The sequence below is a fragment of the Rufibacter sp. LB8 genome (assembly GCF_014876185.1).
Classification (GTDB): Bacteria; Bacteroidota; Bacteroidia; order Cytophagales; family Hymenobacteraceae; genus Nibribacter.
Map to the genome: position 1 here is coordinate 1340335 of NZ_JADALJ010000001.1, position 22011 is coordinate 1362345.

Genomic DNA, 22011 nt, shown 5'->3' on the forward strand with positions numbered 1-22011 from the left:
GCTTTTTCACCGGCATGAAATTAATCACTACCATACACCTGGCCATCGGGTTTATTCTGGCCATGTTCTGTATTGTTACCCTTGGCTACATTAAACAGACGCAGAAGGTGCGCCACAACATTGAAGATGTCCTCTATACAGATGATATTATAAGGGAATCAAAGACCACCCAAAAACTCATTCTTGACATGGAAACGGGTCTTAGGGGATATTTACTCACCGGCGACAAAACGTTTCTGCCGCCTTATCTAAAAGGTCGGGCCCAGTTTTCGAGTTCTATCCTGCTGTTGGATTCGCTCACCGCCAAAGACCCTGTCCAGAACGCCAAGGTGCAGCGCATTAGAGAGAAGATGCAGGAATGGAACCAGGACTTTGCCGGCCCCCTGATTCAAAGCCGGAACCAGGTACACCTGAGCCAAAGAAACCGTGCCTACTATGACTCGCTTTTTTTCGCCACAGCCCAGCAAGCCAAAGGCAAGGACAAGATTGACCAGACTAGAAACTATTTCACAGAGCTGGAGGCCAACCAGAAGAAGATAAAGGAGTCGCGCCTGGGCGAGTTGCGTGAATCTTTTAGGAGCACCAATTACATAGCCATTGGCCTTACGGTGCTGGCGCTTATTATTGGTACCATCACGGCGTATGTGCTGGGCAACACCATCCGGAAACGGTTTATCAGAATGACCGCCCTGGCCAACAGCATTGCCAACGGCAATTACCGGGTGTCATTGGTAGACCGGCACAAAGACGAGATCAGCGCCCTCACCCACTCTTTAAACAAAATGGCCAGCAAGTTGCAGGACAGCTTCTCGCATTTGACCAAGATGAACAAAGAGCTGGACCAGTTTGCCTACGTAGTGTCTCATGACCTCAAAGCACCCTTGCGCGCCATCAACAACCTGGCAGAATGGATTGCCGAGGACATGGAAAGCAAAGAACCAGATGTACTCCAGAACCTCACCATGCTCAGAGGCCGCGTGCAACGCATGGAAAACCTGATCAACGGCATTTTGGACTACTCCCGCGTGGGAAGAAAAGAAATATTGCAGACCCAATTCTCAGTGCAGGAACTCTTACAGGAAACGCTGGAAAACCTGGCCCCGCCTGCTTCTTTCACGTTCCAGCTACCTGACGCGCTGCCAACCATCACCGGGGAACGCACGTTGTTGTACCAGGTTTTCGCCAACCTTTTCAGTAACGCCATAAAATACCACCACAAAGAATCTGGAACGGTAACGGTGCACGTGCAGGAAAAAGAAGATTATTACCAGTTTGCGGTGCAGGATGACGGCCCGGGCATTCCCAAAGAATACCATGAGAAAGTGTTTGGCATGTTCCAGACCATGGAAGCCCGTGACGTGAAGGAAAGCACCGGTGTTGGCCTGGCCATTGTCAAGAAAATTGTGGAGGAGAAAGGCGGCACCATCTGGATTGAGTCTGACCGGGGCCTGGGCACCACCTTCCTGTTCACGTGGCCCAAGCTACAGGGCACCCAGATAACATCGTCAGAATTGCTAGAGGAAAACGTATGAACCAGTCAGAATTAGCCGCCTGCCAGGAACAACTCAGGCTCCTGAGAAATGAGTACGAGGAATTCGCGTACATTGTCTCACATGACCTGAAAGCGCCCCTTAGAGCCATCAGCAACCTTTCCAGCTGGATCAAAGAAGACCTGGGCACTAACCTGGACCCCGACATCAGTCATAACATAAATTTGCTACAGAACCGATCTGAGCGTCTGGAGGGCATGATCAATGCCATTTTAATGTTCTCCCGTATAAACCGGCAAGACCTGGAGATAGTGGAAGTAGATGCCACCACCTTGGTTCACCAAATGGCCAAACCACTGGAAGAAGCCGGGTCGGCCACGGTGCAGGTATCAGGTCTGCCTACCTTCACTACTTATGCTAAAAAGCTGGAAACGGTCTTAAGGCATTTAATTCAGAACGGGGTGCAGTTCAACGAGCAGAAACCGGCGCTGATTGAGGTTTCGGCCAGTGACCAAGGCGCATTTTACACATTCACGGTAAAAGACCAGGGCCTGGGCATACCGGCAGACGCGCATGAGAAAATATTTAAGATGTTCTATACCGTGCAGCCCAAGGAAAAGGTGGAGACATTGGGAGCCGGTCTCACCATTGTCAAAAAAATAGTCACCTTTGTGGGTGGCCAAGTAACCATATTCTCTGCCCCGGGCCAGGGAACTCAGATTTCGTTTACCTGGCCCAAAGAGGTAAGCACTTTTAAAGGATAAGACTGTTTCCTGTTGAAGGAAGAATATTCATAAAATTAAACGCACCGCCATGGAAGAGAAAGTAGTAAACATTCTGTTAGTTGAGGACGACGAGGTAGATATCATGAATGTGCAGCGGGCCTTCAAGAAAAACAACATTAACAACCCCCTGCACATAGCCCGCAACGGCCTTGAAGCTCTGGAAACACTTCGGGACGGCTCCATTCCCATGCCCCCCATCATTATTCTGGACATTAACATGCCCAAGATGAACGGCATAGAGTTTTTGCAGGAATTACGGCAAGACCCCAAACTGAACCGCATTAGTGTATTTGTCATGACCACGTCTAATGAAGACAGTGACAAAATCAATGCCTATAACCTCAACGTGGCCGGCTATATCTTGAAACCGCTGTCGTTTGAGAAATTCATTACTGCGGTGGCCACCCTTGACCGGTACTGGAAATTATGCGAAAGACCATAACCAGAACGTTATACTTAAAACAAACGAAGGTTTAACCCTTAATATCAGGTGAAAAACAAGCAGACGCAAATCTTGCTGGTAGAAGATGATCAGGTAGACGTGGCCAATGTGCTGCGGGCTTTCAAGGCCCAGGGAATAGAAAACCTGGTGCAGGTAGCCGCAGACGGCCGCGAGGCCTTGGAACTGCTGCAGCAGCAGCAAGCCATGGCCAAGCCGCTCCCTAAAATAATTCTGCTTGACCTTAATTTACCCCACATGAACGGTCTTGAATTCTTGCAGGAAATCAGAAAAGATGACCACCTGAAAGCCTGCAGCGTGTTTGTGATGTCTTCTTCCACCACTGAGCAAGATCTACTGGCCGCCTATGAGTTGAATGTGGCAGGTTACATACAGAAACCGGTTTTGTATGAGTCGTTTCTGGAGATGGTTACTACCTTAAACTCATACTGGAACCTGATAGAATTACCCAACTAACTATTTACCTATGGAGGGCCCCCTAAAACTCCTGATTGTTGATGATGATGAAGTAGACCGCATGATCATCAGGCGGTCTTTGCGCACGGCACAGGTAGAGGCAGAGGTACAGAACGCCACCACCGGTGAAGAGGCCCTGGCTGCGTTGAAAGCCACCAACTTTGATTTCATCTTCATTGATTTCATGCTGCCAGACATGAACGGTCTGGAGTTGCTGCAAGTCATACGAGAGAAAGGCATTACCACCCCCGTTCAGATTGTCACGTCGCAGGGCGATGAACGAATTGCCGTGGAAGCCATTAAAACCGGCGCCTCAGATTACCTTCCTAAGACTTTACTTACCCCGGAGGGCATTTCCCAGAGCATAAGAACGGCGGTACGGCTGCACAAAATTGAGCAGGAACGTCTCCAAACCCAGGAACAGCTGCGCCGCACGCAGGAACAGCTGGAAACCGTAGTAAACGGCGCGCCCATCATTCTATGGGCCATTGACGCCGAAGGCCGTTTCACCATGACCCGTGGCAAAGGCTTGTCATTGATTGGTAAATCTGAAGGGCAATCAGTGGGTATGTCTATGTATGAGGCGTACCAAGACAATCCCACCATTCTGGCCTGCGTACGCAAAGCCTTGAAGGGTGCGGGCGCCAATTGCACCACCAACGTGCAAGGCGTTTGGTTTGACTGCCTTTACCTGCCTATGACCAATGCCAACAGTGAAGTCACAGGCGTGATAGGCGTGGGCTATGACATTACCAGCCGCGTAAAATCTGAGGAGGAACTCAAGAAAGCCAAAGACGAAGCCCTGAGCATGGCGCAGGTCAAAGAGCAGTTCCTGGCCAACATGAGCCATGAGATCCGGACACCCATGAACGGGATTCTGGGCCTGACCGAAGTGCTTTCCAAGACCAACCTCAATGATCAACAGCGCGAGTACCTGAAAGCCATCAACACATCGGCCAATAATTTAATGGTCATCATCAATGACCTGCTGGACTTCTCTAAGATTGAAGCCGGCAAAATCACGCTGGAGATTATTCCCTTTGACCTTCGGCAATTAATCAAACAACTGCTTGACATTCTTGATATTAGAGCCAAGGAGCGAAAGAACAGCCTGAAGCTTCTGCTAGATGATGACATTCCACAGTTTGTGGAAGGCGACCCATTTAGGCTTAGCCAGATCTTGAACAACCTCATTGGCAACGCCATCAAATTCACAGAGAATGGCACCATTAAACTGAGCGTGGAAGTATTGTCTGCCCAAGACGGGCAATTTGAACTGGAGTTCACGGTGCGGGATTCTGGCATTGGCATTCAGAAAGAAAATCTGGAGACTATTTTTGAGAAGTTCACTCAGGGCAGCAATGACACCACCCGTAAATTTGGCGGCACGGGCCTGGGGCTTTCCATTGCCAAAGAATTGATTGAGGTGCAAGGGGGCAGCATCTCGGTGCAGAGCGAAGCCGGGGTTGGGAGCACGTTCACGTTTGCGCTGCCTTTCAAAAAAGTGACCCAACAACCAGAACCTGTATCTGCCACAGACCAACCTTCGCCGCCCGCCCAAACAGGAAAATACCACCATCTGCGCCATGCCCGCCTGCTGCTGGCCGAAGACAACCCCATTAACCAAATGCTGGTGCAAAAGGTATTAGGTGACCAGGAAATTAAGTTGGAGGTAGTCAACAATGGTCTTGAAGCCGTGGAGATACTGGAACAACAACCTTTTGACCTGGTACTCATGGACATGCAAATGCCCGAAATGGATGGCTACGAGGCCATGCGGCACATAAGGCAGCAACAGGCACCCCTCAAAAACATTCCCATAATTGCCCTTACCGCGCACGCCTCGCAAGGGGAGGCCGACCGCTGCCTGGATGCCGGGGCCGATTCCTATGTCTCCAAACCGTTTCAAGCCGAGACGCTGCTAAATGAAATTGCCAGGTTTTTGCCAGACCAGGATCATTTGTCAAACGCCGGACAAGCTAATGATGCACAGCTGGAGAACTTCCATATAGACTTGAAATATCTGGAAGATTTCGCGCATGGGAATGTAGATTTCATGGTAGACATTCTGCAGTTGTTCTTGGATCAGATTCCGGAGCAGGTGCAGGAACTCACCAGAGCCGTTTCATTCTCCAATTGGCCGCTCACCAGAACCATTGCGCACCGCATTAAACCATCACTCGCCTTGGTGGGCATTAAGGCCATAGAAGACCTGAACACCGAGATTGAACAGTCGGTCCTGCACCGGTCAAACTTAGAGAACGTTTCTTCCCTGGTGCAGCGCATGGTGCTGTTGGTGGGCAAGGCCTCTGAGGAATTGAAAAAGATTATCCAACAATTAAAGAAGCAGCAGTCCGCTTAGTTTGTACGGCCGGGAAACCAAGTCTATATTTCATCTGAAAAAGGCAAAAACGGATTCTGTTTTCGGGCTCATTTTGGAAAATGAGCCCGAAAACGTACCTTTTGCAAAACTTCGGCCCCAAACATGCATCCTTCCTTCCAGAAAAAATATACTCAGTTAGAGAAACACCGCCAAACCTACACAGCCCAAGTGCGCGCGCTGTCACCGGACCAGCAGCAGAAGCCGCCTGGTGAGGGGCAATGGTCGGCGGCGCAGTTGTATTACCATCTCTGGAAGGTGGAAAATACGGTTTTACAGGCCATTGAAGCCAACCTGGCCAGCGGTCGCACGCACAAGCCGGTCTCGTTCAATACCCGTTACCGGTCTTTTCTGCTGAACCTGGCACTGGCGCTTCCCTTTAAATTCAAAGTCCCCAAGATGATTGGCGACATGCCCCCCAACGTGAGCGTGGCGGAGGTAGAGGAAAAGTGGCAAGCCACCAGCCAGCAATGGCAGCAGTTTCTGGAGAAATTTCCGGAGCACTTGCAGCAGAAGGAGATATTCAAGCATCCCCGCGCCGGATTGCTCACCATGAACCAAACCCTTCAGTTTTTGTTGGAGCATGCCGCGCACCATAAACTGCAGATGCAGAAATTGGTGACCGCATAATTTTCTTGGCCCGCCCTTACTTTGTTACCTTTGCCGCGTATTAAAAAAGCAAAACCAAACAACAGAGTATGTCAACAACCGGCACCCCACAGGAAGAATTCATGCGCGAAGCCATCAGGCTTTCCATTGAGAAGATGAAAGAAGGCAAAGGCGGTCCGTTTGGCGCGGTGGTCGTGAAAAACGGCGAAATCATTGCCCGGGGTTTCAACAATGTGACCTCCAGCAATGACCCTACGGCTCACGCCGAAGTGGATGCCATTCGCAAAGCCTGCCAGGCCCTGGGCTCGTTCCAGCTCACAGGTTGCGACCTCTACACCAGCTGCGAACCATGCCCCATGTGCTTGGGCGCCATCTACTGGGCCCGCCCCGACCGCGTTTTCTACGGCAACACCAAGATAGACGCCGCCGCCATCGGCTTTGATGACGCCTTTATCTACGAAGAACTGGAACTTCCCCTCCACAACCGCTCCCTTCCCATGGAACAATTCCTGCGCGATGAAGCCTTGGCCGGATTCAGGGAATGGGAAAAAATGGAAGGCAAAACGGAGTATTAAAATTGTTGATTGTTTAATAATCAACTGACTAATAGATAGTTAAATTTAAACACGCATTTCGTTTCCCTTTGAAAGCCCGGGATTATTTAGTGAGCAGAAGAACCATAAGCAATACATACAGAACAAGTAAAATTGATTCTCGGGAATGCGATTATCAGCAAAATTTATCCTTCCCCTACCCCCTTCAAAGGGGGACGGAAGGCGTGACTAATATTTTAAAATTTCCGTTTTTGGCCTTATTTCCAGAAACGAAGCCGAAAACGTAAAAGCCCCGCATCCATTAAGATGCGGGGCTTTTTTTATTACTAAAACAATCAGCAATTAACAATCAACAATTTACCTGCGTCCCATCATGCTGCCGAGCTTGGCAAGACCGCCTTTGGTACCGGCCATTTTGTTCATGCTCTTCATCATCTTGCGCATGTCATTGAACTGCTTCATCAAGTTGTTCACCTGCTGAATGGTAGTTCCGGAACCTTTGGCAATACGGTTACGGCGGCTGCCAGAGATCATATCTGGATTTTGGCGCTCTTCCTTGGTCATGGATTTGATGATGGCCTCAATGGGCGCGAAAGCACTTTCGTCAATGTCCACGTCTTTCAACATCTTGCTCACGCCGGGAATCATGCCCACCAGGTCTTTGATATCGCCCATCCGTTTAATCTGCTCCAACTGAGACAAGAAGTCGTCAAAGTTAAACTGGTTCTTCCGGATGTTCTTGTTGATGCGCTTGGCTTCGTCTTCGTCAAAGGTTTGCTGGGCGCGCTCTACCAGGGAGATTACGTCACCCATACCTAAAATACGCTGGGCCATCCGGTCTGGGTAGAATAGGTCAAGCGCTTCCATTTTCTCACCGGTAGAGATAAACTTGATGGGTTTCTCCACCACCGCTCTGATGGAAAGCGCGGCGCCACCACGAGAGTCACCGTCTAGCTTGGTCAACACTACGCCGTCAAAGTTGATGCGCTCGTTGAACGTTTTGGCGGTGTTCACGGCATCTTGGCCGGTCATGGAATCCACCACAAACAAAGTCTCAGTGGGTTTGATGGCCTGCTTGATGTCGAAGATTTCCTGCATCATGGCCTCGTCCACGGCCAAACGGCCCGCGGTGTCAATGATGACCACTTTCTTGCCGGTGCGCTTGGCGTGCTCCACGGCATTGCGGGCAATGGAAACCGGGTCTTTGCTTTCGCGCTCCGCGTAGAACTCCACGCCAACCTGCTCGGCCAACACGCTCAGCTGGTCAATAGCCGCCGGGCGGTACACGTCGCAGGCCGCTACCAAAACGCCTTTGCCTTGTTTCTTCAGGAAGTTGGAAAGCTTGCCCGTGAAGGTGGTTTTACCCGAACCCTGCAGGCCCGCAATCAAAATAATAGCCGGAGAACCGGTGATGTTAATGTCTTTTTTCTCGCCGCCCATCAGTTCGGTGAGTTCTTCGTGCACAATCTTCACCATCAACTGGCCCGGCGACACGGCAATCAGCACGTCGCGGCCCATGGCCTCGTCCTTGATTTTGTCGGTCACGGTTTTGGCCACTTTGTAGTTCACGTCGGCGTCTACCAGGGCACGTCTTACTTCCTTGATGGTCTGGGCGACGTTGATTTCAGTGATGCTTCCCTGGCCTTTGAGGGTCTTGAAAGCGCGGTCAAGCTTGGTACTTAAATTCTCAAACATGTGTAGTATATGACTGAGTTAGGATTAATTCTACTGGATTTGCCTGGCGCAAAGAGCGCGCGGCATCTTACAAAAATACGCAGAAATTGCGGAAGTTCACCAACAATTCCGGGAAGCTGCGTATATTCGGACGGGACAAAGCAGCCGTTTTGGGGCTCATTTCCAGAAACGGGGCCAAAAACAGCTTTCGCCCTAAAACCTTAACGCACAAAAGAAGAACTTAACTTTTGGAACCAGCCGCCACGCCAGATACCCACAACGTCTTATTCCTCACCTATTACTGGCCGCCCTCGGGCGGGGGCGGGGTGCAGCGCTGTCTCAAGTTTGTGAAGCATTTGCCGGAGTTCGGGATTACGCCCACGGTCATCACGGTAGATGAAAACCAGGCCTCATACCCTATTCTGGACCAAAGCCTGCTAGCCGAAGTTCCCGATAACATTCACGTAATCAGGACGGGTACGCGTGAACCCTTTGAGTTTTACAAGAAGCTCACCGGGAAGAAAGACATTCCGTTTGGGGGCTTTGCGAACACCGGCAAAGAGAACTGGAAACAGAAGCTGTTCAAGTTCCTGCGCGGAAATCTGTTCATACCAGACCCGCGCGTAGGCTGGAACCGCTTTGCATTAGACGCCGCCACCAAAGTAATGAAACGGAAGCCAATCCAGGCCATTCTCACCTCTTCGCCGCCGCACAGCACGCAGTTGATTGGCCTGAAGCTGAAAAAGAAATTCGGGCTGAAGTGGATTGCTGACATGCGCGACCCCTGGACCGATATTTACTATTACCAGGATTTGAACCACACCGCTCTGGCCCAAAAACTGGACGCCAGCTATGAACGCGAGGTGCTGGAAAACGCCGATGCCGTGCTGGTGGTGAGTGATGACATGAAGCGCCTGTTCCTGCAAAAATCGGCTTCGCTTGACCCCAACAAAATCCATGTGATCCCGAACGGGTATGACGAAGCCGATTTTGTGCATCCGTCCACGTCGTCTTCAGAGGAGTTCATCATCACCTACACCGGCACCATTACAGAGGCCTACAACATTGAAGGCTTTTTACAGGCGCTCTGCGAAACCGTTACCCGTAACCCGTTCATCAGATACAAGTTGCGGTTTGTGGGCAAAGTATCTCTGGAAGTAAAACGCCAGGTGGAAGCCGCCGGTCTGCCCTTGATCACCGAGTACATTGACTACGTGCCGCACGAAGAATCCATCAAATACCTGATGGCGAGCACGGCGCTCTTAATGGCAATTCCAGACGTGCCCAACAACTTCGGGATTTTGACCGGCAAGCTGTTTGAGTACCTGGCCGCCAACAAACCCATCATCTGCATCGGCCCTATTCACGGCGACGTGGACCGAATTCTGGACGAGTGTGGCGCGGGGCGCGTGTTCCATTACTCGGGCTATGAAGTCATTCTGGACCACCTGCTGCAGATGAGCAAAACCTGGAAAATCAACCCGAACCTGGATTTGCCCATCATCAATTACACGCAATATTCAAGGCGCGCCTTAACCGAGAAACTGGCGGCGCTGCTGGTGTCATAATCAAATGTCCGTTTTCGGGCTCGTTTCTAGAAATGAGCCCGAAAACACCTTTCAAATTTTCTGTGGACCTTCTGTTTGACTACGTGCTCTTCCATTTCAAGCATTGCTACCATTTGCCGGAGCCGCTGGAACTGCATTATGGCCTTGACGGGAAAAGCCTAATTCAGATTGCTTCTCACGGCGCATACTTCTTTGAAGGAAAAGAACCCTATCCTCCCTACTCCTCATTAAAATCCTGGAACGGCACCAGCATTTCCTTGTTTTTTGAAAAATCTCCTGAGCAAGATTGGTTCACCCAAGGTGCTTCTGGAAACGTGGTGGTGAACTTTGATTTAGTGGCAGGCGCTTTTTATCTGCTCTCTGGTTGGCAGGAATTCCACAGTCAGGAGCGAGATAGATTTGGGCGATTTCCTTACCAGGCATCAATGCAACACAAACACTGCTTTGTGACGCTGCCAGTGGTCAACTACTATTTTGATATTTTGCGCGCGGCGGTTGAGAAAGCTTACGGTATTTCTGTAGCACCAAAAACCTGGCCTGGACATTCGTTCATGACCTGCCTCACGCATGACATTGATTCGCTGCAAAGCGCCTGGAAAGTTGTGGGAAAACCGGCTTTGCTGCGCGGCGATTTGGGTTTGTTTTTAGACGTTGCCCTGCAAAAAATCAAGGGCGAAGACGCTTTCAACAACCTTGCCCAGGTAGATGCCGAACTTCAGAAATTGAACGCCAAAGGCAGTTTTTATTTTCTGCCAAATTCCCAAAAAGTAGATGGCCACCCCAACAGTGATTATGACATCCGCTCGCCCAGAGTTCAGCTAGCTATAAAACGCTTGTCCGACAATGGGCACGAAATAGGCCTGCACGGAAGCCACGGCACCAGCACCAACGCGTCTCAACTCAAAACCGAAAAAAAATTCTTACCTCCTTCCGTGACCGGGAATCGGTTCCATTACCTTCGGTTTGACCCTGAAATTACCCCGAGTTTGCTGGAAGAACTGGAATTTGGCTATGACTCCAGCCTGGGTTTTGCTGAGCATTTCGGGTTCAGGAACAGTTACTGCCTGCCGTTCAGGTTATTTGATGTCAAGCAGCGGCGCATGACCAGCACCTGGGAACTTCCCCTCAATTTGATGGACATCACACTGAATCACCCCAACTACCTCCAATTAAGCGCAGAGGAAGTGTTGCCGGTTATAAAACCAATGCTTTTTGAGATTAAGAAATTCAACGGGGTTTTCACGTTGCTTTGGCACAATGAGAATTTCACGCCTTACGGTTTGCCTCACGGTTTACAGCTTTTCAGGGAAATTACGCAGGAAGTACAAAGGTTAGGAAGTGGATTTCAAACGGCCAACCAAACCATTCATGAAGTTCAGCAGCGGTAGCTTACAGTAATTTCCTGCGCCAGGCTAGCGTTGCCAACCAAGAACGTGTTACTTTTGCATCTAGCCATTTATCCGTTTTCGGCTCCGTTTACAGAAATGAGCCCGAAAACGCCTTTCACCTTCACATGAGCGTACTCCGCAAGCAGGGTTTTCTGAACACCATCATCTCGTACGCCGGCATGGTGATTGGCTACGTGAACACCGTGCTGCTGTTCCCCAACCTTATGGACCCAGACCAGGTGGGCCTGACGCGTTTTCTGCTGCAAGTGTCGCCTATTTACGCGCAGTTTTCGGCCTTGGGGTTCACCAACATCAGCCTGAAATACTTCCCTTACTTTAGAGACAAAGACAAAAAACATAACGGCTTTCTGTTCTTAATGCTGTTGATTCCGTTGGCGGGGTTTGTGGTGGTGACAGGTTTGTTTTTCCTGCTGAAGCCCACCGTGGTAGAGCACTTGGGCAAGCAGTCGCCGCTGGCGTTGGACTACTATTATTACATTATTCCGCTTAGTTTTTTCACGCTGCTGTTCATGCTCCTGGATGCGTATTTGCGGTCTTTGTACAAGACGGTGGTGCAGTCGTTTTTGCAGGATTTTCTGGTGCGCGTGCTCACGTTGGGCGCCGTATTTGTGTACTCCTGGGGTTGGATTGACTTTCAGTGGTTTGTGATTCTGTTTATTGCGGTCAATTCCTGCACGGCCTTCATTTCCATTGTGTACTTGCTGTGGCTTCGGCAGTTTTTTGTGCGGCCCGGCAAGACCATGTTTTCCATTGTGCCGCTCAAAGAAGTGGTGCGCTACGGCCTGTATTCCTTTCTGGGGAATGTCTCTACCACGGTTATCACCTTCACAGATTCGGCCATGATTGCAGCCTACAGCGGGCTGGATGACGTGGCCTTTTACACCACGGCCTATTTCATCACCTCGGCCATTCTGGTGCCTTCGCGGGGCTTGAACAAGATTGTGTACCCGCAAGTCGCTGACCTGTTCAAGGCGCAGGACATGACCACGCTGGGGCGGCTGTACAAGAACATGACGCGGGTGAACATGGTGGTGGGTTTTCTGCTGTTTCTGGGCATATGGTGCAATGTGGACAACATCTTCGCGCTCATGCCCAAAGATTACAGTGAGGGCCGCTGGGTGATATTATTTATGGGATTTGCCCGCTTGTTTGACCTGGCCACCGGCATCAACGGCATGATTCTGCTTACCTCAGACAAATACCGCTATGACCTGTATTTCAACGTGCTGATGGTGGCCCTGGTCATCTACACCAATTACCTGTTGATTCCGCCGTACGGCATTAGCGGAGCAGCTTTTGCCTCTATGATGGTGTACATTCTCTACAATTTCTTTAGGGTGGTGTTTGTGGCGAAGTATTTCAAGATGCAGCCCTTTGGTTGGGATTCTCTATTGATTGTGGCTATTTCTGCGGTGGCCTTCGGGGCTTCATGGGTATTGCCGCAAATGCCCCATCTGCTGCTGGACATTGCCGTAAGGTCTTTGGTGATCACGGCGGTGTATGGCAGTTTGATGGTAGGCTTGAAAGTGTCGCCGGAACTGAACAATGGCATCCGGAAATCGCTGGTCCGGTTGGGAATAAATTAAAGGCAATTTCTTTATTCCGCTTTCAGCGAAGCCAAAAGCTCCAGCAATTCTTGTTCTCGTCTGGTTTCTGGGTACTGTTGTGAGATACGTGCCCGAGCCTGTTGCCCCATGGTCAGGACATCGGCTTGTAAGGCTTTTTTCAGTACTTCCTGGAGCAATATCGAGTCTTGTTTTTCCAACACAAACCCACTATCGCCAATTAAATCAGGCATGGCCCCCACATTGCTGACCACCGGTACGCAGCCGCACAGCATGCTTTCGCTCAGGGCATTGGGAAACCCTTCTGACATGGACAATTGCAGGTAAAACGTATGGGCGCTGTACACGGCTTTTAAATCTGCCAAAGGCATTTTGGGCAACAGGTGTACGTTTTTGGGTTGGTTGGGAATTGAAAATCCGAGCGGCGAACCCACAATGGTGAACGTGGCTTCAGGGAGATGTTTGGCCGCTTCCAGAATCAAATCCACGCCTTTCAACCGCTGCGTGAACCGCATGTCCAAGCCGGCGCAAACTGTTAGAAATGAAGCCGGCCGTCTGGTCACTGAAAAATCCGGTTGCCAGAATTCCGCATCATAGCCATTATAAACCACGGTGTGCGGCGTTTCCAGACCCGGGCAATGGAACCGGAAGCCTTGGTTCGGGAAGTCATTGGGTTGGTAGCTGTATTCCTGCCACACCAGTTTTTCGTGCACCGGTGCAATGTGGCTGGCCAGTTTATAAGACCAGCGCGTGAACCTGCCCAGAACGGGTTTAGAGAAACAGCCGTAGCCAATGCTGGGGAACGAAACGCAGTCGGTGCCGCCCGCCACAATCAAGCAGGGTTTTCGGGCTAGTTTTCCCAAACAGGCCGGAAACCAGGAATGATAGCCAGCGAACATGCAGACAATCACTTCCGCCCGCCAAATATGCCGAAGCAGGAAGAACAACAGTCCCAGCCACACCAACGGCGTTTGCCATTTTTTGGCGGGAAGAAAGCCATGATGCCGCACCTCGTACACCTGCTCCATCAGCTTCAAATCCTTGACTACAAAAGAGGATTGCGCCGGATAAAAATAAAGCAAAACAGGTTTACAGGCCGCCATTAGTTATTCAATTACAGCCACTTAGAAGACAAATCCTGAAGTTTCAGGTTCACCTTAGATTTGGCTTCTACCTGCGTAGGAGGGTTGCGTTGTTTCAAAAGAATCCACTGGTAATCCTCGGTTTGGGTAAACAAAGAATAACTTTCCAGATGGTGCAAATACAAACCTGCCGCGTAGGTATTGCGCAGCAATTCATCGGTGTGAATAGGTTGGTCAATCACCTGCAACAATTCAGGTTGGTGCTCCCATACCCAGGTCAGATACAAAGGATGCGGAATGTTGATGGCCACAGTGGAGGTTGCGTGCAAATGTCTGGCAATGACCTGAAACAAATTTGGGTGCTGCTCCAATGGGATGTGCTCAATCACGTCTGGCAATACCACAAAGTCAAACTTCTCGGGCCGCGTGAAATCAGTCATGTCAGACACCAGAAACTCCGTATGGTTGAACTGGTGGTTGAACTTGCGGGCCATGTCAATACTCTTCGGGCTGATGTCTACGGCTAAGACTTTTCCTTGCGGCGTGGCTTTGGCCAGCAAATGCGTGACCGTGCCAATGCCGCAGCCTATTTCCAGCACCTTTGAATTTGGCTGCAACCCAGCTTTCTTCAGGTTCTTCAGAATAGTCCGGTGCCGGATGTGGATGCCTTTTTTGAACTGCTGCTCGGTGTATTCGTCGTAGAAAGAAGAAACGCTCATTTTAATTGGGAATTAAGAAGTAGGAATTAAGAATTGTTTGATAATGGAATTATGAATTGCAAGGATAGGTATGGGTCGTATCCAGAAATTCTTAATTCCTAATTCTCAATTCTTAATTGCGCTTTTCAGTGCATAGATGCGTTCAATAATCTCCACTACTTTCAGGCCTTCCAGGGCATTGGTGGTGGCGTAGGTTTTGCCCTTTAGGGTATCAATCACGTTTTCAAAGATGAAGTGGTGGTTGGCGGCGCTGCCTTTGTAGTGGCCGTAGTCGTTGGCGGGGCTACTAGGCGGTAACTGGGGCATGGTGTAGTCTTGCACATGGCAATATTCCACCTCGTTCATGTATTGGCCGCCTACTTTAATGCTTCCTTTTTCGCCAATAATGGTCATGCTGCTTTCCAGGTTGGTATCCCAGACGGACGTGGAATAATTCAAACAGCCATTGCCACCGTTCATGAACTCGAACTGAATCAAGCCGCTGTCTTCAAAATCCGTCAAGCCGGCGTGGTTGTAATCCATGAACCTACCGCTGATGTTCTTGATATCCCCGAACAACCAGTACATAATGTCAATGAAATGGCTGAATTGGGTAAACAACGTGCCGCCGTCCAGCGCTCCGTTGCCTTTCCAAGTGCCGGGTTTGTAGTAGCGGTCATCGCGGTTCCAGTAACAGTTAATCTGAACCAGGAAAATCTTACCCAGGCGTTCCTCAGAAATCATCTCCTTCAACCACAAAGACGGCGGACTGTAGCGGTTCTGCATCACACAGAAAACCAGTTTTGACGTTTGCAGTGATTTGTAGATGATGCGCTCGCAGTCGGCTTTGGTGAGGGCCATGGGTTTCTCACAGACTACGTGGCTGCCGTTCTCCAGCGCCAGCATGGCTTGCTGGGCATGAAATCCATTGGGCGTGCAGATACAGATCACATCGGCTTTGGGACCGTGGGCCAGGTACTCTTCCATAGAGCCAAAGAACGGAACGCCCATGGCTTCCACTTCCGGCTGGCGCGCGGGGTCGGTGTCTACCATGGCCACTAATCTCCCCTCGGGGTGGCGCTGGGCCATGGTGGCGTGGCGTTTTCCTATGTGCCCCGCTCCTATTACTGCAAATGTGATATTCTCTGACATGGATTCTGTCTGCGTTTTCGGCTTCATTTCCAGAAATGAGCCCGAAAACGGAAGTTCTAATTTATAATTTTAAGCCTGCATAAACGTCACCACCGCATCGGCAATAAACTGCTGCTGGTCTTGCGTAAGTTCGGTGTGCATGGGCAAGGAAATAACGGTATGGCACAAGCCTTCAGACACCGGGAAATCACCGGCTTTATAGCCCAAATAGGCATAGGCTTCGTGCAAATGCAATGGCACCGGATAATACACCATGCTCGGGATTCCTTTATCCTGAAGATAGGCTTTCAAGGCGTCACGTTTGGCAGCCGGAACTTGCAAGGTGTACTGGTGAAAGACATGCGAACTATAAGGAGCCAAGGTAGGAAGTTGAATACCTTCCACTTCCGCGAACGCGGCATCATAAAACATGGCGGCTTTCTGGCGGCGCAAGATGAAATCATCCAGGTGCGTCAGTTTCACATCTAGCAAAGCGGCCTGCAAGGTATCTAAACGGGAGTTAACGCCCACGCGGGCGTAATGGTATTTCTTCTGCTGGCCGTGGTTGGCAATCTGCTGCAGAATAGCGGCCAGTTCTGCATCTTGAGTGAAAATAGCGCCGCCGTCGCCCATGCAGCCCAGGTTTTTAGACGGAAAGAACGAGGTAGTGCCCACGTGGCCCATGGTGCCGGCAAAAGACGTATTGCCTTCAGCATCTACATATTGCGCGCCAATAGCCTGGGCGTTGTCTTCAATCACGAACAGTTCCTGCGCAATGGCCAGGTCCATCAGTTCTTCCATGGGCGCACATTGCCCAAACAAATGTACGGGCATGACGGCCACGGTTTTGTCAGTGATGGCGGCGCGCACTTTGGCGGGGTCAATGCAAAAGGTATCAGGCAGCACATCCACGAACACCGGTTTCAACCCTAATAGCGCAATCACTTCGGCGGTAGCCACATAATTAAAGGCGGGCACAATTACTTCGCCGCCGGCGGGCAAATCCAAAGCCATTAATGCAATCTGCAACGCGTCTGTGCCGTTGGCGCACGGAATGACGTGGTTCACCTGCAGGTAGTTGGCCAGGTTGGTGGCGAAAGTTTTCACCTGCGGCCCGTTGATAAAAGCAGTGCTGTCCACCACGGCCTGCATGGCGGCGTCAATCTCGGGTTTCAAGCGTTGGTACTGACCTTTGAGGTCCACCATTTGGAGGTGCGTCATGCGTTTCATTCAAAAAACAAATATAGCAAGACAGGTTTCGGATTGGTGCGTTTCCGGTTTTTATTTCTAAAGCCCAAATGGATTGAATACGCCTGCCGTTTCTTTCTTTTTTACTAAAACCGTATAAATACCAAACAAAAGCTTTGCCAATGCAACCAACTGTCACGTGCTTCGTTCAAAGCCTAATTACAGACTTCACCGCAAACCACTTAAACCTGAAACTATGAAAACCTCAATTTTTAAAACGCCTGCCATTCTTTGTGCCACCGCACTAGGGCTGGCCTTTACCCAAGTGTCTTGCTCCAAAACCGAGAGCACCGAGACCAGCACCACCACCACAACCACCAGAGAGCAAGCCTACAATGACTATAAAGACTATGTAGCTTCTTTGGAATCTGATGTGGAACGCGGTTGGGACACCACCACCACCGACGGTGAGGCCCGCATGAACCAGTACCGCACAGACTATGAAACCAGAAGCGCGGCCGTGGCCCGCTATGAAAACGAATTAGACGAAACCCAGAAGCAGGAATATGCACAATTGCAGTCACGCTACAACACCGCCTGGGCTACTCGCGAAGAGCAGTACAACACCTGGATGGCCAACAACCAAAGCGGCGGAAACGCCATGTCTAAAGTAGACATGTCTTCGTTGGATAACAGCAAAATCCCGAGCTATACCGCTACTGACATCAGAACTGCCTATGAAGCTTTTGTGGCCCACGTTGACGCCAACAAATCTAATTTCAGCAATGATGACTGGAAAACCGTGGAAACCTACTGGAACCAGTTAGATGACCGTAAAAACGCCGTGCAAAGCCAACTGTCTGACAAAGACAAATGGGAAATTGCCAAAGCCAAAACCAAGTACATTGCTATGAAAAACGCCAGCAAACTAGGTAACTCTGCTGAAAACGTAGGTTCGGGTGCCAAGGAAGTTGGGAAAGATGTAGGTTCCGGCGCGAAAGAAGTTGGAAAAGACATTGGATCTGGCGCTAAGAAAGTAGGAAAAGCCATTGGCAACACCGTAAAAAAAGGTACTGAGAAGGTAGACAACAAACTGGACGACGATAATAATTAATTTTTAGTTTCTCCTTGAAACGTGAAAAGCCCCGCCAATTGGCGGGGCTTTTTGTTGTCCTCCGTTTTCCGTTTTCGGGCTCATTTTCAGAAATGAGCCCGAAAACGGAAAATTCTATTTCAGATTCTGGCTCAGCCATAACAAGCGGTACACGTCAAATGCATAAAGCGAGGGCTTCTTCCCTTGCAATTGTTTCTCCAGCAAAGGCAAAAGCCAGGATGAGTTCAAATTTAAAATGCCCAAGACTCTAAACCGCTTTAACTTGAAATAAAGTTGAAACAACCTGGTTTCCTGGCCTAAGCCTAACTTTTGCTGCAATAAAACAAGGTTCTGTAGCGCCTGCTTCGTTTTATCCAGAAACACCGGTGCTGCCTCCAGGCCCAGATGCCACACCGGGTTGTCCAGATGCTTCACTTGAATGTTAGCCTGCTGCAGTTCAAACGCGAAAAGTGTGTCTTCATGGCCGTAGCCTTGCAGCGCATTCCCGGAAAAGTATTTCAAAAACAGGTCTTTGGGCGCCAGCAGATTGCTGAAGAAGACACGCTGATACGGAGCCTTTTGCCTTTGCTCGGCATTGGCTTGTTCCCGTTCACGCCCGTATTTCCAGCGCAGTTCTGTTCCTGGTAGGCACGTGTCTGCATAGGTCACCCCTCCTACCATAATCCCGGAAGAATCTTCCTGCACATAGGTCTGCAAAAATGAGTCCTGCACGGGCAGTACATCATTGTCCAGGAAAAGTAGATTAGGGAATTTAGCGTCTCGGGCCAGTTTCAACCGGATTTGGGTGCGGCCCAGGTTCTGGGGCAACTCTTGGTACACTACCTGCGCGAGGGCGGCAACGGCTTGGTTCTGGATTTTGGTTTCTGAGTTGGAGCCATCGTCATAGACTCTTATCTCAAAAGAAATGGGCAGGGCTGTGGCCTGTTGGTGCAGCCGTTGCACCAGCGCCAATACCGGTTGGTTAAAGACAGGAATTAAAATGGAAATCTCAGAAACCATCTACCAAGGTAAACTCTTCCTGGGCAGAGTCCAGCACCCGGCCTTGGTCACATTTCAAGATGCGGCGCGGGTAGCGTTTGAGGGTTTGGTGGTTGTGGGTGGCCATTAAGATGGCGGTGCCGCTGTTGTTGATTTCCTGGAACAGGCGCATAATCCCGTCAGTCACGTCTGGATCAAGGTTGCCGGTGGGTTCATCGGCGAACAAAATCAACGGTTCATTGAGCAAGGCCCGCGCAATCACCACACGCTGCTGTTCACCGCCCGATAGTTGGTGCGGCATTTTGTTGGCGGCGGCGTCTAAGCCCACGCGCATCAAGACTTCAGAAATTCGGTTTTTGATTTTTGATTTGTCATTCCAGCCGGTGGCTTTGAGCACAAACTTGAGGTTATCGGCTACGCTGCGGTCAAAGAGCAACTGAAAGTCCTGGAAGACAATACCAATCTTGCGGCGCAAATACGGCACCTGGCTCCAGCTGATGGAATGGATGTTGAACCCGGCCACTTGCGCGGTTCCCATGCGAAGGGGTAAATCGGCGTACAGGGTTTTGAGCAGAGAACTTTTGCCGCTGCCGGTACGGCCCACCAAGTACACAAACTCCCCTTTCTCAATGGAAAACGTGACATTGCTCAACACAGTGTTCACTTCCTGAAAAATGGAAACTTTGTGCAGGGCCACCACGGGGTTAGACGAAAATTCCATTGGCATTTAATTGGAACTCCAGATACAGAAAAACGGTATCTAGACTGTTATTAAAAAAGGCGCTAAGCCGAATAAAGTTGGACCGTTAGATGTCAAGCTTCTGCAACTTACCGAACTCCAGCCCTTCAATCACCGCGGCCAGGGCTTCTTCTTTGCCGGCCAGGCCGTAGCGGTCAATGTTCTTCAAAGGCCGGTCTGCCCTGAAATAGGCAATCAGCACGAAATTTTCATCGCGCAGCTGAATGTAATCCGGAATCTTGGCCTTGCCTTTTACTTTGATGATATACACTTTCTATTAATTAGGAATTGGGAATTAAGAATTAGGAATGTATTGGCGCACTAACCAATTCTTAATTCCTAATTCTCAATTCTTAATTAAAGAAGTTCTTAATTAAAATTAGCCGTTTGCTTTTTTGTGGTCAGCCAGGAATTTGGCAAGGCCACTGTCAGTCAATGGGTGGTGCAACAAAGCAGTAATCACGTTCAACGGGCAGGTCACCACATCGGCGCCAATCTCAGCGCACTGCAACAGGTGCATCACGTGCCTTACCGACGCGGCCAACACTTCAGTTGGGTAGCCGTAGTTCTGGTAAATCTGCACAATCTGCTCAATGAGGGCAATTCCGTCTGTGGCAATGTCATCTAAGCGGCCCACAAACGGAGACACGTAGGTGGCGCCCGCTTTGGCGGCCAACAGCGCCTGACCGGCAGTGAACACCAGCGTACAGTTGGTTTTAATGCCTTTGTCAGAGAAATACTTGATGGCCTTTACGCCGTCACGGGTCATGGGCACTTTCACCACAATGTTGGGGTGCAGCTGGGCCAGTTCATCGCCCTCTTTTACCATGTTCTCAAAGTCGGTGGCAATTACTTCGGCAGAAATGTCACCGTCTACAATCTCACAGATGGCCTTGTAATGCTTCATGACGTTGTCATAGCCTACAATGCCTTCTTTGGCCATTAAAGAGGGGTTGGTAGTCACGCCGTCTAACACGCCCAGGTCATGGGCTTCCTGAATTTCAGCGAGGTTGGCGGTATCAATGAAAAATTTCATAGCAGGTTCACGTTTGAAATACAAATCTACTTCAATCCGGCAGAAAACCGAACGCGCCCGACAAGTATTTTAAAAGGAAGTGCTGGAAAGGAAAGAGAAGGGAACCGTTGCGGATTGGGCAAAAAAAAGCGGCAAACCGAGTATCGCGCCGCTCAACCACCTACCCTTGCTCCCTTCCGGGCCTGGGGGAGTTCAGCAGGAGCTGGCCGTACCGATTTGCCGATGCAAAGATACAAACACTTTCTGGCCCCGCAAGCCTGCCTGCTTATATTTTCTACTGTTTTGGCTAAGAGGCTGGGCATCAAACAAAAATTCCTGTTTTCGGGCTCATTTCCAGAAATGAGCCCGAAAACAGGAATTCAGATTACCTAATAAGATCGGCTAGCCTTTGCGGGCTTTCAGGTTCTCAAAAGAGATATTAAGGTTTCGGCTGGAGCCACTGGCCTTGAACAGGTTTCCGTTACGGTTAGGGAAGGCGTAGTCCGGCACAAAGTAATCAAGCGGCAGTTTCAGTTTCACAATAGAGCCAGACAACACCTTGGTCCTGGCATCATACAATAAAGAAATGGCACCGTCAGTGACCTCAATACAGCCCGGCGACATGGCGCGGGTTCCATCTTTAAAGGTCTGTCCGTTCTGCACGCACACTATTTCCGCCTCTTTCAAAGCCTGCGTGGCGGGTAAGTTGGCCAGCGTTCTGTTTTTAAAATGGATGGTGAGCCACGAAGAAACCTCGTCAGAAGACGTGTCCTTAAAATAAAGCGTCACGCCGCCGTTCTCTTCAAAGTAAAAAGCGTCCAGTTTGTCTTGGGCGAACACTTCATAGGTTTTGCCGTGGTAATTCTGGTAGGCTTCGGGGCTGGCATTCTTATAATAGGTATCTACTTTAATGCTATCCACCAAGGAGAAAGAAGTTTTGGTTGGCCCAGCCACCGGCACGGGTTCTACCTCCTGGTCTGCGTGGCAGGACGCCAGCAGCGCCAAGAAGGCCAGCACGCCCATGGTGTTTTTAAAAGTATGGAGTATGGTTGTCAACATTTAATGTCTTATAGAATAAGGAAGTACCTGGCATTATAATAGATGAAAGCAATGCCG

21 protein-coding genes and 1 other RNA gene are annotated in these 22011 nt (G+C 50.0%); 11 read left to right on the forward strand and 11 right to left on the reverse strand.

Features of this window, described 5'->3' with window-relative positions:
- The first annotated feature begins 14 nt into the window (after positions 1–14).
- The 7 genes from IMY23_RS05750 (at position 15) to IMY23_RS05780 (ending at position 6755) form a co-directional block, all read left to right on the forward strand.
- Positions 15–1532, forward strand: coding sequence for an ATP-binding protein (locus IMY23_RS05750; RefSeq protein ID WP_192821169.1), 1518 nt, complete (start codon positions 15–17; stop codon positions 1530–1532).
- Positions 1529–2254, forward strand: coding sequence for an ATP-binding protein (locus IMY23_RS05755; RefSeq protein ID WP_192821170.1), 726 nt, complete (start codon positions 1529–1531; stop codon positions 2252–2254). The genes IMY23_RS05750 and IMY23_RS05755 overlap by 4 nt, the downstream gene beginning before the upstream one ends.
- 49 nt (positions 2255–2303) lie before the next feature.
- Positions 2304–2717 (forward strand): response regulator, encoded by a 414-nt coding sequence (locus IMY23_RS05760; RefSeq protein WP_192821171.1) that lies wholly within the window; start codon positions 2304–2306, stop codon positions 2715–2717.
- 48 nt (positions 2718–2765) lie between these two features.
- The gene (locus IMY23_RS05765; RefSeq protein ID WP_192821172.1) at positions 2766–3191 is read left to right on the forward strand and encodes a response regulator; all 426 of its coding nucleotides are present in this window, start codon (positions 2766–2768) and stop codon (positions 3189–3191) included.
- Between the two features lie 10 nt (positions 3192–3201).
- Positions 3202–5553 carry a response regulator gene (locus IMY23_RS05770; RefSeq protein WP_192821173.1) on the forward strand — a complete coding sequence of 784 codons (2352 nt, stop codon included), beginning with the start codon at positions 3202–3204 and terminating at the stop codon, positions 5551–5553.
- A gap of 123 nt (positions 5554–5676) precedes the next feature.
- A complete protein-coding gene (locus tag IMY23_RS05775) occupies positions 5677–6201 on the forward strand; it encodes a DinB family protein (protein ID WP_192821174.1) in 525 nt (174 codons plus the stop codon).
- Between the two features lie 68 nt (positions 6202–6269).
- Complete coding sequence (locus IMY23_RS05780) at positions 6270–6755, forward strand: nucleoside deaminase (RefSeq protein ID WP_192821175.1); 486 nt, start codon at positions 6270–6272, stop codon at positions 6753–6755.
- 336 nt (positions 6756–7091) lie between these two features.
- Here the strand turns inward: IMY23_RS05780 and ffh are convergent, their stop codons facing one another.
- Complete coding sequence (gene ffh / locus IMY23_RS05785) at positions 7092–8429, reverse strand: signal recognition particle protein (RefSeq protein WP_192821176.1); 1338 nt, start codon at positions 8427–8429, stop codon at positions 7092–7094.
- Positions 8430–8656: 227 nt separating this feature from the next.
- Between ffh and IMY23_RS05790 the strand changes: the two genes are divergently transcribed.
- The 3 genes from IMY23_RS05790 to IMY23_RS05800 all read left to right on the forward strand — a co-directional run bounded on the left by IMY23_RS05790 (position 8657) and on the right by IMY23_RS05800 (position 12971).
- Positions 8657–9976 carry a glycosyltransferase family 4 protein gene (locus IMY23_RS05790; protein ID WP_225986420.1) on the forward strand — a complete coding sequence of 440 codons (1320 nt, stop codon included), beginning with the start codon at positions 8657–8659 and terminating at the stop codon, positions 9974–9976.
- Between the two features lie 62 nt (positions 9977–10038).
- Positions 10039–11364, forward strand: coding sequence for a polysaccharide deacetylase family protein (locus IMY23_RS05795; protein WP_192821177.1), 1326 nt, complete (start codon positions 10039–10041; stop codon positions 11362–11364).
- Between the two features lie 125 nt (positions 11365–11489).
- Complete coding sequence (locus tag IMY23_RS05800) at positions 11490–12971, forward strand: lipopolysaccharide biosynthesis protein (protein WP_192821178.1); 1482 nt, start codon at positions 11490–11492, stop codon at positions 12969–12971.
- Positions 12972–12982: 11 nt separating this feature from the next.
- On the opposite strand, the gene IMY23_RS05805 is transcribed toward IMY23_RS05800, so the two are convergent.
- From IMY23_RS05805 to IMY23_RS05820, 4 genes are all read right to left on the reverse strand, one after another.
- A complete protein-coding gene (locus tag IMY23_RS05805; RefSeq protein ID WP_192821179.1) occupies positions 12983–14032 on the reverse strand; it encodes a glycosyltransferase family 4 protein in 1050 nt (349 codons plus the stop codon).
- A gap of 32 nt (positions 14033–14064) precedes the next feature.
- Positions 14065–14751, reverse strand: a complete 687-nt coding sequence (locus IMY23_RS05810) for a trans-aconitate 2-methyltransferase (protein ID WP_192821180.1) — start codon at positions 14749–14751, stop codon at positions 14065–14067.
- Positions 14752–14856: 105 nt separating this feature from the next.
- Positions 14857–15882 carry a Gfo/Idh/MocA family protein gene (locus IMY23_RS05815; protein WP_192821181.1) on the reverse strand — a complete coding sequence of 342 codons (1026 nt, stop codon included), beginning with the start codon at positions 15880–15882 and terminating at the stop codon, positions 14857–14859.
- A 69-nt stretch (positions 15883–15951) separates the two neighbouring features.
- Entirely contained in the window at positions 15952–17082 is a 1131-nt protein-coding gene (locus tag IMY23_RS05820) for a DegT/DnrJ/EryC1/StrS aminotransferase family protein (RefSeq protein WP_225986421.1), read from the reverse strand.
- A gap of 223 nt (positions 17083–17305) precedes the next feature.
- On the opposite strand from IMY23_RS05820, the gene IMY23_RS05825 reads away from it, so the two are divergent.
- Positions 17306–18163 (forward strand): DUF6565 domain-containing protein, encoded by an 858-nt coding sequence (locus IMY23_RS05825; protein ID WP_192821183.1) that lies wholly within the window; start codon positions 17306–17308, stop codon positions 18161–18163.
- A gap of 114 nt (positions 18164–18277) precedes the next feature.
- Here the strand turns inward: IMY23_RS05825 and IMY23_RS05830 are convergent, their stop codons facing one another.
- From IMY23_RS05830 to IMY23_RS05855, 6 genes are all read right to left on the reverse strand, one after another.
- On the reverse strand, positions 18278–19162 hold the full coding sequence (locus IMY23_RS05830) for a glycosyltransferase family 2 protein (protein WP_192821184.1): 885 nt from the start codon (positions 19160–19162) through the stop codon (positions 18278–18280).
- Positions 19152–19862: a cell division ATP-binding protein FtsE gene (locus IMY23_RS05835; RefSeq protein ID WP_192821185.1), complete on the reverse strand. Its 711-nt coding sequence runs from the start codon at positions 19860–19862 to the stop codon at positions 19152–19154. The genes IMY23_RS05830 and IMY23_RS05835 overlap by 11 nt, the downstream gene beginning before the upstream one ends.
- A gap of 85 nt (positions 19863–19947) precedes the next feature.
- On the reverse strand, positions 19948–20151 hold the full coding sequence (locus IMY23_RS05840) for a fructose-6-phosphate aldolase (protein ID WP_192821186.1): 204 nt from the start codon (positions 20149–20151) through the stop codon (positions 19948–19950).
- A 108-nt stretch (positions 20152–20259) separates the two neighbouring features.
- Positions 20260–20916: a fructose-6-phosphate aldolase gene (fsa, locus tag IMY23_RS05845; RefSeq protein ID WP_192821187.1), complete on the reverse strand. Its 657-nt coding sequence runs from the start codon at positions 20914–20916 to the stop codon at positions 20260–20262.
- A gap of 124 nt (positions 20917–21040) precedes the next feature.
- Positions 21041–21140, reverse strand: an RNA gene (ffs, locus tag IMY23_RS05850) — signal recognition particle sRNA small type.
- Between the two features lie 157 nt (positions 21141–21297).
- Complete coding sequence (locus tag IMY23_RS05855; protein ID WP_192821188.1) at positions 21298–21954, reverse strand: hypothetical protein; 657 nt, start codon at positions 21952–21954, stop codon at positions 21298–21300.
- Between the last annotated feature and the right edge of the window lie 57 nt (positions 21955–22011).

Coding starts and splice junctions, on each gene's coding strand:
- IMY23_RS05750 (WP_192821169.1), top strand. CDS start 15: ATGAAATTAATCACTACCATACACCTGGCCATCGGGTTTATTCTGGCC.
- IMY23_RS05755 (WP_192821170.1), top strand. CDS start 1,529: ATGAACCAGTCAGAATTAGCCGCCTGCCAGGAACAACTCAGGCTCCTG.
- IMY23_RS05760 (WP_192821171.1), top strand. CDS start 2,304: ATGGAAGAGAAAGTAGTAAACATTCTGTTAGTTGAGGACGACGAGGTA.
- IMY23_RS05770 (WP_192821173.1), top strand. CDS start 3,202: ATGGAGGGCCCCCTAAAACTCCTGATTGTTGATGATGATGAAGTAGAC.
- IMY23_RS05775 (WP_192821174.1), top strand. CDS start 5,677: ATGCATCCTTCCTTCCAGAAAAAATATACTCAGTTAGAGAAACACCGC.
- IMY23_RS05780 (WP_192821175.1), top strand. CDS start 6,270: ATGTCAACAACCGGCACCCCACAGGAAGAATTCATGCGCGAAGCCATC.
- ffh (WP_192821176.1), bottom strand. CDS start 8,429: ATGTTTGAGAATTTAAGTACCAAGCTTGACCGCGCTTTCAAGACCCTC.
- IMY23_RS05800 (WP_192821178.1), top strand. CDS start 11,490: ATGAGCGTACTCCGCAAGCAGGGTTTTCTGAACACCATCATCTCGTAC.
- IMY23_RS05810 (WP_192821180.1), bottom strand. CDS start 14,751: ATGAGCGTTTCTTCTTTCTACGACGAATACACCGAGCAGCAGTTCAAA.
- IMY23_RS05815 (WP_192821181.1), bottom strand. CDS start 15,882: ATGTCAGAGAATATCACATTTGCAGTAATAGGAGCGGGGCACATAGGA.
- IMY23_RS05820 (WP_225986421.1), bottom strand. CDS start 17,082: ATGACGCACCTCCAAATGGTGGACCTCAAAGGTCAGTACCAACGCTTG.
- IMY23_RS05825 (WP_192821183.1), top strand. CDS start 17,306: ATGAAAACCTCAATTTTTAAAACGCCTGCCATTCTTTGTGCCACCGCA.
- IMY23_RS05830 (WP_192821184.1), bottom strand. CDS start 19,162: ATGGTTTCTGAGATTTCCATTTTAATTCCTGTCTTTAACCAACCGGTA.
- IMY23_RS05835 (WP_192821185.1), bottom strand. CDS start 19,862: ATGGAATTTTCGTCTAACCCCGTGGTGGCCCTGCACAAAGTTTCCATT.
- fsa (WP_192821187.1), bottom strand. CDS start 20,916: ATGAAATTTTTCATTGATACCGCCAACCTCGCTGAAATTCAGGAAGCC.
- IMY23_RS05855 (WP_192821188.1), bottom strand. CDS start 21,954: ATGTTGACAACCATACTCCATACTTTTAAAAACACCATGGGCGTGCTG.